The organism is Egicoccus halophilus, assembly GCF_004300825.1.
Lineage (GTDB): Bacteria > Actinomycetota > Nitriliruptoria > Nitriliruptorales > Nitriliruptoraceae > Egicoccus > Egicoccus halophilus.
The window spans coordinates 2,618,156-2,634,595 of sequence record NZ_CP036250.1 but is presented as its reverse complement, the minus strand read 5'-3'; the positions used below and the strand labels follow the sequence as shown (position 1 = coordinate 2,634,595).

Below are 16,440 nucleotides of genomic sequence, written 5' to 3'. Positions count from 1 at the left end.
CGGGGCTACCGGGCCTCCGCTTCCGCGTCCATCTCGTCCGCCTCCAGACGCTGGAGGTTGGCGAGGACCGTGTCGGCGATGTCGGCGAGCGCCTCGAGCTGCTGCGGTGTGAGCGCGTCGACGAGGTGACGCCGGACGTCGTCGACGTGGGCCGGGGCCGCAGCCTCGATGGCGGCCAGGCCGGCCGGGGTCAGCACGACGTACGCGCCGCGGCCGTCGGTGTCGCAGTCGTGGCGGGCGACCAGGCCGCGTCTGGCCATGCGGGTGAGCTGGTGGGAGAGCCGGCTCTTCTCCCACTGCAGTGCCTGACCGAGCTGGAACGGGCGCAGGCGTGCGTCGGGTGCCTCGGAGAGGTGCACGAGGACGTCGTAGTCGGGTTCCGAGAGCCCGGAACGGCGCTGCAGCGCCTGGGCCAGGCGTGCCTGCAGCTGCACGCGCATGCGGGTGTAGCTGCGCCAGGCGTGGGCTTCGCGCTCGTCGAGCCAGCGGGGGGCGGGGGAGGTGTCCATGACGGCACGGTACCAGCCCCGACCCCAATGGTTGACGTGTCACCGATCGGTGCTACCGTGGTGGTTGTTGCATCAACTACCTGGCCTCGTCGGCCCCCGACCTCCACGGAGACGTCCATGTCCGCCACCACCGCCCTGTCCGAGCTGACCGGTACCTACACCATCGACCCGTCCCACAGCCAGGTCGGGTTCGTGGCCCGCCACGCGATGGTCACCAAGGTCCGTGGCGCCTTCAACGACTTCGTGGGTTCCTTCACGATCGACGCCGACACGCCGTCGAACTCGACCGCGGAGCTGACCATCCAGGCGGCCAGCATCGACACGCGCAACGAAGACCGCGACACCCACCTGCGGTCCAACGACTTCTTCGTGATGGAGCAGTTCCCGGAGCTGACGTTCGTCTCGACCGGGATCGAGCGGGTCGGCGACACCGACTACCGCGTCACCGGTGACCTGACGCTGCGCGGCGTGACCAAGCCGGTCACCATCGAGCTCGAGTACACCGGTTCGGCCGTCGACCCGTGGGGGAACACCCGCGTCGGCTTCGAGGGCTCCACGGTCGTCAACCGCAAGGACTGGGGCGTCAACTGGAACGCCGCGCTGGACGCCGGTGGCGTGCTGGTCGGCGAGAAGGTCACCCTGGAGTTCGAGATCTCGGCCACCAAGAACGCCTGAGCGCGCCCGACGCGCTCGCTCCTCCGTCGTACCGGTCGGGGCCGCTGATGGCAGCGGCCCCGACACCACCCCAGCAGCCGCGTCGGCGGCGCGAAGCGAGACCACGATGCAGTTCGGTGTCTTCTCCGTCAGCGACCTCACGCCCGACCCGACCACCGGCCGCACGCCGAGCGAGGCCGAGCGGATCCAGGCGATCGTCCAGATCGCGGCCAAGGCCGAGGAGGTCGGCCTCGACGTGTTCGCCCTCGGCGAGCACCACAACCCGCCGTTCTTCTCGTCCTCGCCGACCACGACGCTGGCCTACATCGCCGCACGCACCGAGCGGTTGCTGCTGTCCACCGCGACCACGTTGATCACGACCAACGACCCGGTCAAGATCGCCGAGGACTACGCGATGCTCCAGCACCTCGCGGGCGGGCGCATGGACCTGATGCTCGGCCGCGGCAACACCGGGCCGGTCTACCCGTGGTTCGGCTACGACGTCCGCGATGGGCTCGACCTCGCCGTGGAGCATTACGCACTGCTGCACCGGCTCTGGCGCGAGGAGGTCGTGGACTTCGAGGGCAGGCACCGAACGCCGCTGCAGGGGTTCACCTCCACGCCGCGGCCGCTGGACGGCGTCCCGCCATTCGTGTGGCACGGCTCGATCCGGACGCCGCAGATCGCCGAACAGGCCGCCTTCTACGGCGACGGGTTCTTCTCCAACAACATCTTCTGGCCACCGCGTCACACCCAGCAGATGGTCGAGCTCTACCGGCGCCGGTTCGAGCACTACGGCCACGGCACCGCCGAGCAGGCCATCGTGGGACTCGGTGGCCAGTTCTTCGCGCGACGCAACTCCCAGGACGCCGTGCGCGAGTTCCGGCCGTACTTCGACGTGGCGCCGGTCTACGGCCACGGCCCCTCGCTCGAGGACTTCACCGCCCAGACGCCGCTGACCGTCGGATCGCCGCAGCAGGTCGTCGAACGCTATGCCGGCATGCGTGAGCTGGTCGGGGACTACCAGCGGCAGCTGTTCCTCGTCGACCACGCCGGTCTCCCGCTGTCCACGGTGCTCGAGCAGCTCGAGATCCTCGGCGGGGAGATCGTGCCCGCCCTGCGCCGCGAGTTCGCGACCGGCCGCCCCGCACACGTGCCCGACGCACCCACCCACGCCGCCCGGAGGGCCGAAGCGGCCAACGACGTCCGGGTCATGGAAGGAATCGGACGATGACCTCACGCACGCTCGCGGTCGTCTCCGCCGGTCTCGGCCAACCGTCCTCGACCAGTCTGCTCGCCGGCCGGCTCGCCGGTGCGACCAGCCAGGCGCTGCTCGACCTCGGCATCGAGGTGGAGGTCACCACGGTCGAGCTGCGCACCCACGCGCACGACCTGACCGACCACCTGCTGACCGGCTTCGCCACCGAGACGCTCCAGGCCGCCAAGGACGCCGTCGTCGGCGCCGACGGGCTGGTCGCCGTCACGCCGATCTTCTCCGCGTCCTACAACGGGTTGTTCAAGACCTTCTTCGACGTGCTCGATCGGGGCGCGCTGCGCGAGACGCCGGTGCTGCTGGGCGCGACCGCCGGGACCGCTCGCCACTCCCTGGCGCTCGAGCACGCCGTCCGGCCGCTGTTCGCCCACCTCGGTGCCCTGACCAACCCCACGGCCGTGTTCGCCGCTGCCGAGGACTGGGGCAACGACGCCACGGTCGAGGGTGGCCTCGCCGCCCGCATCCAGCGGGCCGCCACCGAGCTCGCCGGGCTCGTCGCCTCCCGCGAGACCGCCGGGCGCGTCGACCCCTTCGGCGACGTCACGCCGTTCTCCCAGCTCCTCTCCGCCGGCTGACCCGGTCCCCGCCTAGGCGCGGTGCCACCACGGCGCTTCGGCGGGGATGCGCGGCAGCGGCGAGTCGAGGCGTCCGAAGCGGTCGTCCCGGCGTTGCCAGGACGTGTAGGCGGCGTCGATCTCCTCGCGGCTGCGGCCGACGAAGTTCCACCACATGACGATCGGCTCGGAGAACGGCTCCCCGCCCAGCAGCAGCGCCTGTGTGCGCTCGCGGACCTCGAGCCGCAGTTCGTCGCGCCCTTCACCGAGGTAGCCGAACGTGCCGGGGGCGAGTCGTTCGCCGTTGATCGCGACACCGCCCTCGAGCACGACCAGGGCGTACTCCCACGCCGGACGCAGTGGCACGGTCGTGTCCCCGTGCAGGGTCAGATCGACCCCGGCGAGCGGGGTGTCATGCCGCGCCGGGCTCGACAGGCCCGCGAAGTCGCCCACGAGCACGGTCGCGACCGCACCGTCGAGTTCGCTCTGCGGCAGCTCGGCATGGTGTTCGAAGGCGCTCGCTCCGTGACGGGTCGCCTCCGGGAGGGCGACCCACAACTGGATGCCCTCGAGCGTGCCGCGGTACTGGCCGGTGGCCTCCTCGGCGTGGGTCACGCCGCCGCCCGAGGTCATCAGGTTGAGTTGGCCGGGCTTGATCACCTGTTCGCTGCCGAGGCTGTCGCGATGCAGCACCTGCCCGTCGAGGAGCCAGGTGACCGTCTGCAGGCCGATGTGCGGGTGCGGGCCGACGTCGAGACCGGAGTTCTCGGTGACGTCGGCCGGGCCCAGGTGATCGGCGAAGCACCAGGCCCCGACGGTGCGTCGGCCCCGGCGAGGCAGTGCGCGACGGACCCGGAAGCGGCCGACCTGCGCCTCGCGGCTGTCGGACACCTCCACGCAGGCCGGTTCGGGGGAGCTGCCGTCGGCGACGTCCGTCGGTGCCTCGGCGTCGGTGACCGGTCCACTCATGGCTGGCTCTCCTGTCGGGCGCAGGCCCCGACCGGGCGCCGCGCGATGCGACGAAGGAGTTCGACCCTAACGGCCGGAACGGATCGCCGACGGCGTCCGGCCGAGCCGGTGTCCGGACGCGCGGGCGAGGTCACCGCGAGGTGCAGCGGGTCGGGCAACGGGATCCCAGGTGTGCTGGAACGTGCGCCTGGCGCGACAGTCGGGGGCGCGACGTAGGGCCGAACGTCCCCGCGCCGCCGCCGAGGGACCGCGGTTTCCGGAGGTGGACTATGGACCGACGCCCTCGTGTGCCGTACCAAGAGGCAACCATCCCACCTCACCCCGAGACCACACTGATGCCTCGTCACTTCTCGATGCAGACCAAGCTGTTCGGGCGCTCGACGGTCGTGGGGTCCACGGGCGCCGGCGCGGACGCGCTGCCGAAGCTGGAGGAGCTGGCCACCCGTGGTCGCGGATACCTCGAGCAGCTCGAGGCGGGCGTCGGCACGGCGGACCGGGACAAGGTCGTTGCCCTGCAGCACGCGTTCGACGCCTCGCACGTCGCGATGATCGACACGCTCGGCCACCTCGCCCAGGGCCGCTTCGAGCAGGCCCAGCAGAACACCACCGACGTGCAGTTCCGGGCGGTCACGGCCAGCGTGGAAGCGGTGGACGTCCTGCTCGCGCACTTCCGTGACACCACCGCGCAGGCGCGGACCACCGCGGAGAGCACGTACGGAGGTGCGCGCGCCATGGTCGGGCTGACCACACTGCTCGTCACCCTGCTGGCGGCCGGGCTGGCCTGGATGCTGGGCCGCTCGGTGAGTTCGTCGGTGCGGCGTGGATCGCAACGACTGAACGGGAACTCGGAGGAGCTCGCGGCCGTCTCGGCGCAGGTGTCGGCGGCCAGCGAGGAGACGGCGACGCAGGCCAACGTCGTGGCCGCGGCCGGCGAGCAGGTGTCACACAACGTGCAGACCGTCGCCACAGCGGTCGAGGAGCTGTCGGCCAGCGTGCGCGAGATCGCCACCTCCTCCGCCGAGGCATCACGGGTCGCGGCCGATGCCGTGCGCACCGCCGAGGTGACCAACGGTCAGATCGCTCAGCTCGGGGACTCCTCGGCGCAGATCGGCAGGGTCATCGAGGTGATCACCTCGATCGCGGAGCAGACCAACCTGCTCGCGCTCAACGCCACCATCGAGGCGGCGCGTGCGGGCGAGGCCGGCAAGGGCTTCGCGGTGGTCGCCGGCGAGGTCAAGGAGCTCGCCACCCAGACGGCGAAGGCGACCGAGGAGATCGGGTCGCGCATCGCCGCCATCCAGGCCGAGACGGGGCAGGCGGTGACCTCCATCGGGGAGATCGGTCAGGTCATCGCCCGGATCGCCGACATGCAGACCACGATCGCGAGCGCGGTCGAGGAGCAGACCGCGACCACCAACGAGATCTCCCGCAACGTCGCCGAGGCGGCGCGTGGCAGCGCCGAGATCGCGGAGAACATCGTCTCGGTGGCGCAGGCGGCGGGGGAGACCTCCCAGGGCTCGGCCCGCACGCAGCAGGCCGCGACCGAGCTGCGTGAGGTCGCCGGTGAGCTGCAGGCGTTGGTCGACGGCCGCGCCGGTGGCCCGGCCCTCCCGCGGACGCGCGGCCGTCGCGGTGGTGACGGTGCGCAGGCGTCGCGCTCCCTCGAGGTCGAGGTTCCCCGCTTCGCGTCTCGCGTCGGCGTCTGACCGAGCGGTCGACGTGACGTGGCCCCCCATCGGTGCACTCAGCCGGTGGTGGGCTGCTCGTCGGTCTCCACCGCGAAGACCGTGTCGAGTGGCTCGCCGCGACGCCACCAGGCGGCGGCGAGCAACAGCAGCCCGCCCTGTCCGGCCAGCGAGAGCCAGCCGGCCGGCGTGAAGAACCACGCCGCCTCCCGGGTGGCCGCCACGGCACTGCCGAGGTCACCGGCCAGCCAGGGCAGCACCACGGCGACGACCACGAGCGCGCCGACCCGCCGGGCGGTGGTGGCGGCGTACAGCAGGAGGGCGATCGGCACGACGGCCGTGAGCAGGTGCCGCCACCGGTCGAGCCCGTCGAGGGCCGTCATCGCCAGTGGTCGACTCCAGGCCGTCGCGTCGAAGAGCTCGAGCGGTACCTGGGTCGACACCACGGGCCAGAACAGGCCGGTCGCGGCCACGGCGACCAGGACCAGGACACCCGGGTGCGCCGGGCGCCGTGGCGGACGAGACGGCACTGTCCGCAGCCCCAGCACGGCGGCGAGGAAGAGCGAACCGACGGCACCGAGCAGCACCAGGGCGGCACCGAGGGTCCGCTGATCCGGCCCCGAGCCGGCCAGGGTGTGCACCACGTCGGCGGCCAGGGGCAGCGCCAGCAGCGACGTGCTCGCGACCAGCGCCGTTCCTGCCGTCCGGTGCCCTCGCCACAGCAGCGCCCCGCCGACCGCGACGACGCCGACGGTCGCTGCCGGGAGCAGGCTGAGCAGCGGCACGGCACCGAATCGGTACCCCAACGGCACGGCCACCGACCAGGCCAGCAGCAGTTCCACGGTCAGCAGCAGGCCGGACAGGAGGGCCGCCAGGCCGGCGACACGCGCTCGGGACACGACCCCCCCACGGACGAGAACGGCGTCGAGATCCACGGTACCGACGCGTGGCCGCAGGTCATCACGCGTACGCGGTGAAGAATCGGGCGATCCACCGAGCGACGATCGGATGGTCGGTGGTGGTGTCGAGCGAGGCGCGGGCGGCTTCGACCACGGGTGCGCCGATGCGCTCGACCCGCTCGCTCAGCAGTGCCTCGGCGTACGGGGGCGTGAACTCGGGATGGCCCTGGAATCCCAGCACGTTGTCGCGCTGGAAAGCGGCCACGGGCGCGTGTCTGCTCGTGGCCACCCGCGTGGCGCCCTCGGGCAGCCGGACGACCTGGTCCTGGTGGCTGACGAGCAGCCGGTAGGCCGACGACGCCGGCTGCATCCAGTCGGTCGGGTGCTCGACACTGGCCTCGTGGACCCCGACGCCCCACCCCTGTCCGGCGCGCTGCACCTCGCCGCCCAGGGCCGAGGCGAACAACTGGTGGCCGAAGCAGATGCCGACCATCGGCGCGTCCTGCGCATCGGCGCGGCGGACGAAGTCGGCCAGCTCGTCGATCCAGGTCACGCCCTGGTCGTGGACGCCGTGGCGGCTGCCGGTCACGAGCCACCCGTCGGCGCTCGCCGGGTCGGGCAGCGGGTCGCCGCCGACGACGTCGTGACGAACGAAGGACAACTCCGGGGCATGGCGGGCGAACAACCGCTCGAACATGTCGGCGTAGTCCCCGGCGATCGCCACCAGGTCGTCGGCGACGTGGTCACACGCGAGCAGACCGATGTGCATGGGATCTCCCTGGGCCGGACCGCGAGCTGCGGCAGATGCGCGACGCCCCGCCGGCACACGTGCGGCGGGGCGTCGGCACCGACGGGTGTCAGCTGCCGGTGGCGGGCTGGAGCACCTGGTCGATGAGGCCGTACTCGACGGCCTCGGCGCCGGTCATCCAGAAGTCGCGGTCGGTGTCCTGGCGGACCTGCTCGACCGGCTTGCCGGTGCGTCCGGCCATGATCTCGTTGATCCGCTCGCGCATCCAGACGATGTTCTTGGCCTGGATCTCGATGTCCTTGGCCGTACCACGAGCCCCCCCGAGCGGCTGGTGGATCATGATGCGGGAGTTCTCGGTGGCCGAGCGCGTACCGGTGCCGGTGCACAGCAGGAACGCCGCCGCCGACGCGGCCAGGCCGACGCAGCGGGTGTTCACCTTGCTCTGCAACAGGTTGATGGTGTCGTAGAGGGCGAACATGCCGGTGATGATGCCGCCGGGGGAGTTGATGTAGAGGGTGATGTCCTCGTTGTCGTCGGCGTCGAGCGCCAGCAACTGGGCGACGAGCTGGTCGCCGTTCTTGTCCTCCAGCGGGCCCTTGAGGAAGAGCATGCGCTGCTCGAAGAGCTTGTCGTAGACGCGCCGGGGGGCGCCGAGCAGCTGCTCGAGCTCGTTCGCTTCTTCTTCGGCCACGATGGAACTCCCGGTCGGGGAACATGCCGGTTGGCGGGCGGCAGATGGTAGCGACGGCCCTGCAGGGCTCCCGCGAGTTGAGTCGGCGGCCAGCAGGGCCCCTGCGGGCGGCCGGCGATCCCGGCGCTCAGGCGCGGCGGCGCATCGCGAAGGTGACCCGGAAGGGGTCGTAGATGGCCGGCATCGGTTCGGTGGCGTCGAGGTGGCGCCGCGCCGGCAGCCGGTACTCGTGGTGCTGGACGAGCCGCCCGAGCATCGCGCTGGTGAGCAGCAGCACCAGGTTGCGGCCCGGGCACACGACCGGTCCGGCGCTGAAGGGCACCAGCGGGAACGCGTCCGGGTCGTGGTCGCCGGTCCACAGGGAGGGCTCGAACCGGTCGGCGAACGCGAGGCGTTCGTCGTCGCGGTGCAAGTAGGGCGCGAAGAGCACCACGCCGTGGCCGGCCGGCAGCGTGCCGGTCGACCACTCGGTGTCCTCGGTCGTGTCGCGCAGGATGCCCGGTGTGGTGGGCCACAGGCGCAGCGACTCGAGGACGCAGGCACGGGCGAACTCGAGTTCGTGCGGTCGGCGCAGGTCGACGTCCGCGACCTCCGAGACGGCGCGCTCCATCTGCCGAGGATGGCCCTCGAGCAGCACCAGCGCCCGCCAGGTGGCGATCCCGGCCGGGTCGAACGCGAACAGCCACTGTGGGACCTGCATGTGGGGCACGGTGATCGGCGAGGCCGGGGTCTGCGCCATGAGGCCGGCGAGGCTGCCCGGCTCGGCCTTCGCGAGGTGGTGCAGCAGGCGGGCCTCGAAGCGTTCGAACTTCCGGCGCGACTTGGGCTTGAGGTACGACCAGTTCCCGTCGGCCCGCAACGCGCCGCTGAGGTCGGTGACCTCCTCGTCGTCGGCGGCGTGGTCGCCGAACACCACCCGGCGGACCATGCGGAACCAGTGCCGCATGAAGTCGTCCCAGGTCAGCCGGCCGGTCGCCTCGCTGACGGCGAGCAGGGTGTCGGCCTCGTCGACGACCTTGCCGAGCAGCTCGTCGGCCAGGCAGTGGACCGGCGCGGGGGTGTCGAGGACCTGCTCGTTGTAGGCCCGCCGGTCGTCGCGCGGCACGCCGGAGCTGGCGAGCACCCCGTAGGGCTGGAAGTGGCCCAGCGCGTGCCGCTTCTCGAGGCTGTCGGCCCGGAACGGCTCGGGGGACTCCGCCAGTACCCGCTTGGCGTCCTCCGGGTCGAGGATCAGCGCCACGGCACGTGGCAGCGCCAGCCGCAACGGACCGGGCCCGTAGATCCGGCGCAGGCGCTGCAGTTCCCGCACCGCGGTCCGGTCGAGCTGCAGCTTCTCGGCACCGGCCACGAGCGGGGGCCGGCGCACGATCAGACCTCGGGCCACCAGCGGCAGCAGGACGAGGTTGACGGCGCGCAGCGTGTCGGCGACCGACGCCCTGGGCACCAGCCCGGTGTCCGCGGTGGTCGAACTGGTCGCGGTGCTCGTCACGTCGGCTCCTGGAGCTGCGGTGGGCGGGCCCGCGGTGCACCGATCGCCCACGGGTCTGGTTGCCCACGAGTCTGGCGGTCGGGTCGGCGGACCGGGACGTCGGGCACCCTCCTCACGGACACGCGACGCACGGCGCCGCGCCGGCCGGGTGACGGGGTGGCCGGCCGCCGGCCGACGTCGCTCCCGCCCGTTCGGTCGCGGTTCCGCTTGACCGTGCGCGGGTCGCGCAGCACACTCGCGAACCGCGACAACGCACTCGGGTGTGCGGGACGCGTCCCGCACGCCGGCTCCGAGTCGACGTCGATCGCCACATCCCGCGCGGGGCGGGATGACGACCGAGAAGGATCCGACACGTGGCACCGGACGACGAGGACGACAAGCGCGGCCGCCGTTCCAGCGGGTCCCGGACGCTGGCCCGAGGACTGGCGTTGCTCAACGCCCTGGGCGAGCACAGCGACGGCGCGACCGTCTCCGGCCTGGCCGAATCCACCGGGCTCGACCGCGCGGTGCTCTACCGGCTGCTCGACACCCTGACCGGGGAGGGGTTCGTCACCCGCGACCCCGAGACGCGCAAGTACCGGCTCGGCCTGGCGATGCTGGAACTCGGGGTCCGCGCGGCGCAGGGCCTCGAGGTGCGCCGCCTGGCCGGGCCGCCGTTGCGGGCCCTGTCGGAGGACACCAACGAGACCGCCTGCCTCGCGGTCCGCGACCGCGACGACCTCGTGGTCGTGGAGGTCATCGAACCCGGCGACCGGTTCGTACAGGTGAACTACCGCATCGGTTTCCGGCACGAGCTGGGCGTGGCCGCCCACGGCAAGGCCCTGCTGGCCTTCCTGCCGGAGGGCGCCCGCAACCCGGAGCTGCAGCCGGTCCGTCAGCGCGGGGTCGCCTACACCCGTGACGAGCTCGAGCCCGGTGCCTCGGGCGTCGCCGCACCGGTGTTCGACCACACCGGCCGCGCCGTCGCCGCGGTCGGCATCGTGGCCCCGACCGCCCGGCTGCCCGAGCCGGAGGCGATCGCCCTGCGGGTGCTGCGCAGTGCCCGGGAGATCTCCGAGCGGCTGGGCTGGCGTCCCCGACGCGCCACCTGACCAGGTGGCGCGCGGCGCGTCGGTGCGCCGCACGCCACCGTGGAGGGCCGGGCCCTGCCCGGCCCTCCACTCGTGTCGCCACGGTCGCTACGCGCACGAACCGTGGTCCCGACGGGTCAGGACGACGAGCATGCGTGCTCGGGCGAGACCACGGGGGAAGGGCGCCGAGTGATCAGCTACCAGCGATTCGGGGACGTGCCGGCGAAACGGCACACGCAACTGTGGCGGGACGGCCGGCTGCTCACCGAGGAGGTCATCGGCCTCGACGGCTTCGACGGGCCCGCGTCGACGCTGTACCACCTGCACCAGCCGATGCAGCTGCGCCGGCTCGGTGGGTGGCGTCCCCTGCCACGCGAGGAGTGGGTGCCCGAGGCGCACATCCACCACCACTTCGCGGGGCAGACGCTGGCGCCGGGAGGCGACGCCCTGTCGGGCCGACGTCTGCTGGCCTTCAACGACGACGTGGAGGTGTGGCTGGCCCGCCCGGACCGGGTGATGTCCGGCTGGTACCGCAACGGCGAGGCCGACGAGCTGCTGTTCGTGCACGAGGGGTGCGGCACGATCGAGAGCGTGCTGGGGGACATCGACTACCGCGACGGGGACTACGTCGTGCTGCCGCGCGGCATCACCTACCGCGTCGTGCCTGACGGACCGACGCCGCAGCGCCACCTGGTGGTCGTCTCCAGCGGGCTGATCGAGGTCCCGTCCCGTTACCGCAACGGCTACGGACAACTGCTCGAGCACGCGCCGTTCTGCCAACGCGACCTGCGCGGGCCGTCGACGCTGCGCACGATCGACCAGGAGGGCGAGTTCGAGGTCACCCTGCGCATCCGCGGCGGTCTGCAGGACTACGTCGTCCCGCACCACCCGTGTGACGTCGTGGGCTGGGACGGCTACCTCGCCCCGTGGGCGCTCAACATCGCCGACCTCGAGCCGCTGACCAAGCAGATCCATCCGCCGCCGCCGGTGCACCAGACCTTCGAGGGGCGGGGGTTCACGGTCTGCACGTTCCTGCCGCGGCCGCTGGACTGGCACCCACAGGCGGTCCCGATCCCCTACAGCCACGCGAACCTCAACTCCGAGGAGCTCATCTACTACGTGGCGGGCTCGTTCGGCTCGCGACGGGGCATCGACGTCGCCTCGCTGACGCTGCACCCGTCGGGGTTGACGCACGGACCCCAGCCGGGCCTGGCCGAGGGCAGCCTGGGGACGACGCACACCGAGGAGGTGGCCGTGATGGTGGACACCTTCCATCCGCTGCGGCTGACGTCGTTCGCGCGTGAGCTCGACCAGCCCGACTACGCCTGGTCGTGGACGCCACCCATCGAGCTCGAGCCGGCGTCCGAGCCGGCGGTCCCCCGCGCCGCCGGGGCTTCGGCCGCCCCGACGCCGACCGGCTGACGGCGCGGGCGCGCGTGGGGTCTACGCTGTCGGGCCACGACGTCGGCGACGGGAAGGATCGGGGTGTCCGAGGAGCTCGAGCTCGCGACGGTCGAGGTGCTCGGGGCCCTGGCCTACGGGCAGTTGCGTTCGTTCCAGGTCACCGCGCGTGCCGTGGGACACGCCCCGGACGCCCGGACGGCGGACGAGTTGGCCGAGCTCGCCCTGCGTGAGCACGCGGGCTACGTCCTGCTGCGCGACACCCTGGCGCACCGCACGGACCTGCCGGCCGCGGTCATGGACCGGCAGAAACCCCACTTCGATGCCTACTTCGACCGGGTACCGCTCGACGACTGGTTCGGCGCCTGCGCCTTCTTCGCGCTCGGGCTGCCGATCGCGGCCGACTTCGGGCGGGAACTTGCCGCGTCGTTGGATCGGGAGACCGGCATGGTGGTCGTGGCCTCGCTGGCCGACCGCGGTCCCTTCCAGCAGTTCGCCACCGACCACCTGCGCGCCCAGCTCGGCGACGACGAGACCTGCGCGCGGGCCCGCCAGCTGGTCGCGAACCTGCTCGGCCGGGCCTTGCAGGGCTTCCAGGGCGTGATGTCCGACACCGACGCGCTCAAGGTCGTGCTCGCCAGCGGCGCGGCGGACGGCGAGACCGGCGAGACCCGCGCCAAGCGGCTCGCGATCGGCGTGATGCAGGGCCATCACCGGCGCATGATCGAGCTCGGCCTCGAGGATCTCGACGAGATCGAGTGACCGACGTGGGCGATCCGTTCGAGGCGCTGACACTGGCGCAGCTGCGCCAGCGGAGCAGCATCAAGTGGCGCGCGCACCCCGAGGACGTGCTGCCGCTGTGGGTCGCGGAGATGGACGTTGCGCTCGCGCCGGCGGTCGTCGACGTCCTCCGCCACGCCGTCGCGATCGGCGACACCGGCTACGCGTCCGGCGAGGGCTACGTCGAGGCACTGGCCGAGCGCGCCCGACCGTGGTGGAACTGGACGATCGCGCCCCAGCGCGCCCGGCTCGTGCCCGACGTCATGCGTGGTGCGACGGAGCTCGTGCGGCTGGTCACGCCGCCCGGCGGCACGGTCCTGGTGAACCCGCCGGTCTACCCGCCCTTCTTCGCCTTCGTCCGGCACACCGGCCGTCGGGTCGTCGAGGTCCCGCTGACCGAGGACGCCCGTCTCGACCTCGACGCGATCGACGCCGCGATGGCGCGCGCCCGGGCCGACGGGCCGACCGCCTACCTGCTGTGCAGTCCGCACAACCCGACCGGAACCGTCCACCGCGCCGACGAGTTGCGGCAGCTCGCCGCGTTGGCGCGTACCCGCGGGGTGCGCGTCCTCAGCGACGAGATCCACGCGCCGCTGGTGCTGTCGGGCCCACCGTTCGTGCCGTACCTGACCGTCGAGGGCAGCGAGGACGCCTTCGCGCTGCACTCGGCGTCCAAGGGCTGGAACCTGCCCGGCCTCAAGGCCGCGGTCGCCGTCGGGGGGCCGGCGACCACCGACGACCTCGACCGGCTGCCGGTCGAGGTGTCGCACGGCGCGAGTCACCTCGGGGTCCTCGCCCACACCGCCGCCCTGCGCGACGGCGTCGGCTGGCTCGACGAGGTCCGCCGGGAACTGCTGGCGCGCCGGGAGCTGCTGGGGGAGCTGGTGGAGGAGCACCTGCCGGCGGTGCGCTGGCGGCCGGGCGCGGCGACCTACCTCGCGTGGCTCGACTGCCGCGCACTCGGGCACGACGATCCGGCCGGGCACCTCCTGCGCCGGGGACGGGTCGCGCTGGTGGCCGGGGACGACTTCGGCGTCGGCGGAGCGGGCCACGTGCGACTGAACTTCGCGACGTCGAGGGCGGTGCTCACCGAGGCGGTGCGACGGATGGGCACGGTCGCCTGAGCGCGTCCGTCCGGTGCGGGGATCAGCCGTCGCCGGGTCGGCGGGTCGCGACGTGCTCGAGGTGGACGTCGGCCCACGCGTCGTCGCTGGCGGGATGGTCGTCGCGCCAGTGACCACCGCGGGACTCGGTGCGCAGCCGGGCCGCCCGTACCAGCAAGCGCGACACCCGCAGGGCGTGCCACAGCTCGACCTCGTCGGGCACGGCCGCCGGGAGATCGAGGTCGCCGACCATGGTGTCGAGCGCGGCGGCCACGGTGGCCAGGCCGGCCTCGGTGCGTACCGGGCCCGCTCCGGTGAGCATCGCGCTGCGCAGCCGGTCGCGCAGCCCGTCGGTGGCCACCGACGGCCGGGACGCCAGCGCCGGCGCCGGTCCGAGGTCACCCTGGCGGCTCGGCAGCTCGGCGACGAGGGCGTCGACGGCACGCGCGCCGAACACGAGTGCCTCGCTGAGTGAATTGCCGGCCATGCGGTTGGCGCCGTGGACGCCGGTCGAGGCCACCTCACCGGCCGCGTACAGCCCGTGCAGCGAGGTGCGGCCGTCGAGGTCGGTCCGCACACCACCGACCTGGTAGTGGGCGGCCGGCGTCACCGGCACGCGTTCGTTCACCAGGTCGAAGCCGTAGCGGCGGGCCCCCGCCAGGACGGTGGGGAACTCGGACGCGAACTGCTGCTCGGACAGATGGGTCGCGTCGAGCCAGGCGGTGCCGTCGTGCTGGTCGAGGATGGCCTTGGCGACCACGTGCCGGGGCGCCAGCTCGGCGTCCGGGTGTCGCTCGAGCAGGAACCGGTTGCCCTGGGCGTCGTGCAGGGTCGCACCGGCACCACGCAAGGCCTCGGTCAGCAGGAAGCGCCACGTGCCCGCGACGGCCAGACCCGTCGGGTGGAACTGCACGAACTCCAGGTCGCGCACCGCGGCGCCGGCCGCGAGGGCCAGCGCGACCCCGTCGGCGGTGGCGTGGGCGGGATTGGTGGTGGCGGCGAACAGCCCGCCGCACCCGCCGGTGGCCAGCAGGACCGCCCGCGCCTCGACCGCGACCACGCGTCCCTCGACCAGGACCCACAACCCGGTCACGCGACGGGCGTCGTCCTGCGCGAGCCCGACCGCGATGCCGGCCAACCGCGAGACCTTGGGCGCCGCCGCCGCCCGCAGCACCCGGACCAGCTCGGCGCCGGTGGCGTCCGCCCGGTGCACCGAGCGCGGCACCCGTTGGCCGCCCTCGCGGGCGAGGTCGAGATGGCCGGGGTCGTCGGAGTCGAGCTCGCCCGCCACCCGGTCGAACTGGGCACCCATCCGCAGCAGCTGGCGCACGTGTCCGGGTGCCTCGCGGGTCAGCACGTCGACCGCGACCGGGTCACACAGCCCGTCGCCGGCCAACCGGGTGTCCGCCGCGTGGACGGCAGGGGAGTCGTCGGGACCGAGCGCGACCGCGAGCCCGCCCTGCGCCCACGGCGAGGATCCCGAGTCGCCACCCGGGACGCCCTTGTCGACCACCACCACCTCGAGGTGGTCGGGCAGTCGGGCGGCGGCGTACAGGCCGGCGACGCCGGCACCGACGATCACCACGTCGGCGCGGACGCGGTCGTCGACGATGGCGGGGGACGGGGGGATCGAGGAGGTCGTCATCATGCTCGCGTGCGTTCGGAGACGGTGCGGCGCACCGTGAGGGAGTTGGTCAGCAGCTCGCCGAACCCGTCCGGGTCGGCGAGCAGCCAGGAGTGTCCGGCGTCGGAGACGATGTCACCCGGTGCGCCGGCGGCCTCGCACATGGCGAGGAAGGTGGCCTCCGGCACCACCCGGTCGGCCGAACCCCACAGGATGGTGGTGGGCAGACCGCGGGCGGCGAGGGTCGCCAACTCCTCGCGCAGGTCGGCGTTGCGGGCCAGCTCTCCGGCGCGCCAGACGGCGCTTGGGTTGGTCAGGGCGTTGCCGACCAGGTCGCGCACCACGACCGGCAGCACGGAGCGGTAGTCGCGGCGACGGAACTCGCCGGGTAGCCGCAGGCCCCAGTCCCACAGCGGTCGCTCGGCGAGCAGGCGGTCGACACGGTCCCCGGCCTTCCAGACCGACCCCCCGATCGCGTTGACCAGGGTCAGCGAGCGGGCCCGGTGCGGGTGGTACCACGCGACGGCGGTCGCGACGCCTCCTCCGAACGAGTGTCCCACGAGCGCGGCCGGTTCTTCGACACCGACGTGGTCGAGCAGGTCGTCGACCCAGTTGGCGAGCTTCTCGAACGTGTACTCGCCGTCGAGCGCCGCACTGCGTCCGAAGCCGGGCAGCGCGGGTGCCAGGACCCGCCAGCCGGCGGCGGCGATGCCCGGCAGTGCCCGGGCGTAGGAGCGGGCGGAGAGGCCCCAGCCGTGCAGGAACACCAGCGGTGGGCCGTCCCCGGCCTCGCCGTAGACCGCCACCTGCCCCTCGAGCGTGGTGCGGTGCCAGCGCAGGTCGGCGTCGGACGGACGCGCCACGTGGTCTCCGCTCGCCGGGGGAGGTGCTCGGACGTCGCGATCCGCCCGATCCAGGTGCGGGCGTCGGACGTCGGAACCGACCGGGCAGTCTAGCGATGCGGCACCCGTCGACCGGCTGTGGCAGCCTG

Annotated in this window: 16 protein-coding genes; 8 read left to right on the top strand and 8 right to left on the bottom strand. The window is 72.9% G+C overall.

Annotation, left to right across the window (positions count from 1 at the left end):
• Positions 1 to 5: 5 nt before the first annotated feature.
• A complete protein-coding gene (locus tag ELR47_RS11830; protein ID WP_130650078.1) occupies positions 6 to 509 on the bottom strand; it encodes a MarR family winged helix-turn-helix transcriptional regulator in 504 nt (167 codons plus the stop codon).
• Between the two features lie 117 nt (positions 510 to 626).
• On the opposite strand from ELR47_RS11830, the gene ELR47_RS11825 reads away from it, so the two are divergent.
• The 3 genes from ELR47_RS11825 to ELR47_RS11815 all read left to right on the top strand — a co-directional run bounded on the left by ELR47_RS11825 (position 627) and on the right by ELR47_RS11815 (position 3,011).
• On the top strand, positions 627 to 1,184 hold the full coding sequence (locus ELR47_RS11825; RefSeq protein WP_130650077.1) for a YceI family protein: 558 nt from the start codon (positions 627 to 629) through the stop codon (positions 1,182 to 1,184).
• Between the two features lie 106 nt (positions 1,185 to 1,290).
• Positions 1,291 to 2,397 carry an LLM class flavin-dependent oxidoreductase gene (locus ELR47_RS11820; protein WP_130650076.1) on the top strand — a complete coding sequence of 369 codons (1,107 nt, stop codon included), beginning with the start codon at positions 1,291 to 1,293 and terminating at the stop codon, positions 2,395 to 2,397.
• A complete protein-coding gene (locus ELR47_RS11815; protein WP_130650075.1) occupies positions 2,394 to 3,011 on the top strand; it encodes an FMN reductase in 618 nt (205 codons plus the stop codon). Before ELR47_RS11820 ends, ELR47_RS11815 begins: the two co-directional genes overlap by 4 nt.
• A 12-nt stretch (positions 3,012 to 3,023) precedes the next feature.
• Here ELR47_RS11815 and ELR47_RS11810 read toward each other — a convergent pair whose 3' ends face one another.
• Positions 3,024 to 3,959, bottom strand: coding sequence for a pirin family protein (locus tag ELR47_RS11810; RefSeq protein WP_130650074.1), 936 nt, complete (start codon positions 3,957 to 3,959; stop codon positions 3,024 to 3,026).
• 335 nt (positions 3,960 to 4,294) lie between these two features.
• On the opposite strand from ELR47_RS11810, the gene ELR47_RS11805 reads away from it, so the two are divergent.
• A complete protein-coding gene (locus ELR47_RS11805; protein ID WP_229730671.1) occupies positions 4,295 to 5,665 on the top strand; it encodes a methyl-accepting chemotaxis protein in 1,371 nt (456 codons plus the stop codon).
• Positions 5,666 to 5,703: 38 nt separating this feature from the next.
• On the opposite strand, the gene ELR47_RS11800 is transcribed toward ELR47_RS11805, so the two are convergent.
• The 4 genes from ELR47_RS11800 to ELR47_RS11785 all read right to left on the bottom strand — a co-directional run bounded on the left by ELR47_RS11800 (position 5,704) and on the right by ELR47_RS11785 (position 9,471).
• Complete coding sequence (locus ELR47_RS11800; RefSeq protein ID WP_130650073.1) at positions 5,704 to 6,543, bottom strand: hypothetical protein; 840 nt, start codon at positions 6,541 to 6,543, stop codon at positions 5,704 to 5,706.
• A gap of 61 nt (positions 6,544 to 6,604) precedes the next feature.
• A complete protein-coding gene (locus ELR47_RS11795; RefSeq protein ID WP_130650072.1) occupies positions 6,605 to 7,312 on the bottom strand; it encodes a glutamine amidotransferase-related protein in 708 nt (235 codons plus the stop codon).
• An 88-nt stretch (positions 7,313 to 7,400) separates the two neighbouring features.
• A complete protein-coding gene (locus tag ELR47_RS11790) occupies positions 7,401 to 7,982 on the bottom strand; it encodes a ClpP family protease (RefSeq protein ID WP_229730670.1) in 582 nt (193 codons plus the stop codon).
• A gap of 127 nt (positions 7,983 to 8,109) precedes the next feature.
• Positions 8,110 to 9,471: a cytochrome P450 gene (locus tag ELR47_RS11785; protein ID WP_205745224.1), complete on the bottom strand. Its 1,362-nt coding sequence runs from the start codon at positions 9,469 to 9,471 to the stop codon at positions 8,110 to 8,112.
• Positions 9,472 to 9,824: 353 nt separating this feature from the next.
• On the opposite strand from ELR47_RS11785, the gene ELR47_RS11780 reads away from it, so the two are divergent.
• The 4 genes from ELR47_RS11780 (at position 9,825) to ELR47_RS11765 (ending at position 13,846) form a co-directional block, all read left to right on the top strand.
• Complete coding sequence (locus ELR47_RS11780; RefSeq protein WP_130650071.1) at positions 9,825 to 10,562, top strand: IclR family transcriptional regulator; 738 nt, start codon at positions 9,825 to 9,827, stop codon at positions 10,560 to 10,562.
• Between the two features lie 171 nt (positions 10,563 to 10,733).
• Positions 10,734 to 11,963 (top strand): homogentisate 1,2-dioxygenase, encoded by a 1,230-nt coding sequence (locus ELR47_RS11775; RefSeq protein WP_370469426.1) that lies wholly within the window; start codon positions 10,734 to 10,736, stop codon positions 11,961 to 11,963.
• A gap of 63 nt (positions 11,964 to 12,026) precedes the next feature.
• Complete coding sequence (locus ELR47_RS11770; RefSeq protein ID WP_165404030.1) at positions 12,027 to 12,704, top strand: ferritin-like fold-containing protein; 678 nt, start codon at positions 12,027 to 12,029, stop codon at positions 12,702 to 12,704.
• A complete protein-coding gene (locus tag ELR47_RS11765) occupies positions 12,701 to 13,846 on the top strand; it encodes a MalY/PatB family protein (protein ID WP_130650068.1) in 1,146 nt (381 codons plus the stop codon). The genes ELR47_RS11770 and ELR47_RS11765 overlap by 4 nt, the downstream gene beginning before the upstream one ends.
• Before the next feature lie 22 nt (positions 13,847 to 13,868).
• Here the strand turns inward: ELR47_RS11765 and ELR47_RS11760 are convergent, their stop codons facing one another.
• Together ELR47_RS11760 and ELR47_RS11755 are read right to left on the bottom strand one after the other, a co-directional pair.
• The gene (locus tag ELR47_RS11760) at positions 13,869 to 15,473 is read right to left on the bottom strand and encodes an L-aspartate oxidase (protein WP_205745223.1); all 1,605 of its coding nucleotides are present in this window, start codon (positions 15,471 to 15,473) and stop codon (positions 13,869 to 13,871) included.
• Positions 15,470 to 16,312, bottom strand: coding sequence for an alpha/beta fold hydrolase (locus ELR47_RS11755; RefSeq protein ID WP_165404029.1), 843 nt, complete (start codon positions 16,310 to 16,312; stop codon positions 15,470 to 15,472). The genes ELR47_RS11760 and ELR47_RS11755 overlap by 4 nt, the downstream gene beginning before the upstream one ends.
• Positions 16,313 to 16,440: the final 128 nt, after the last annotated feature.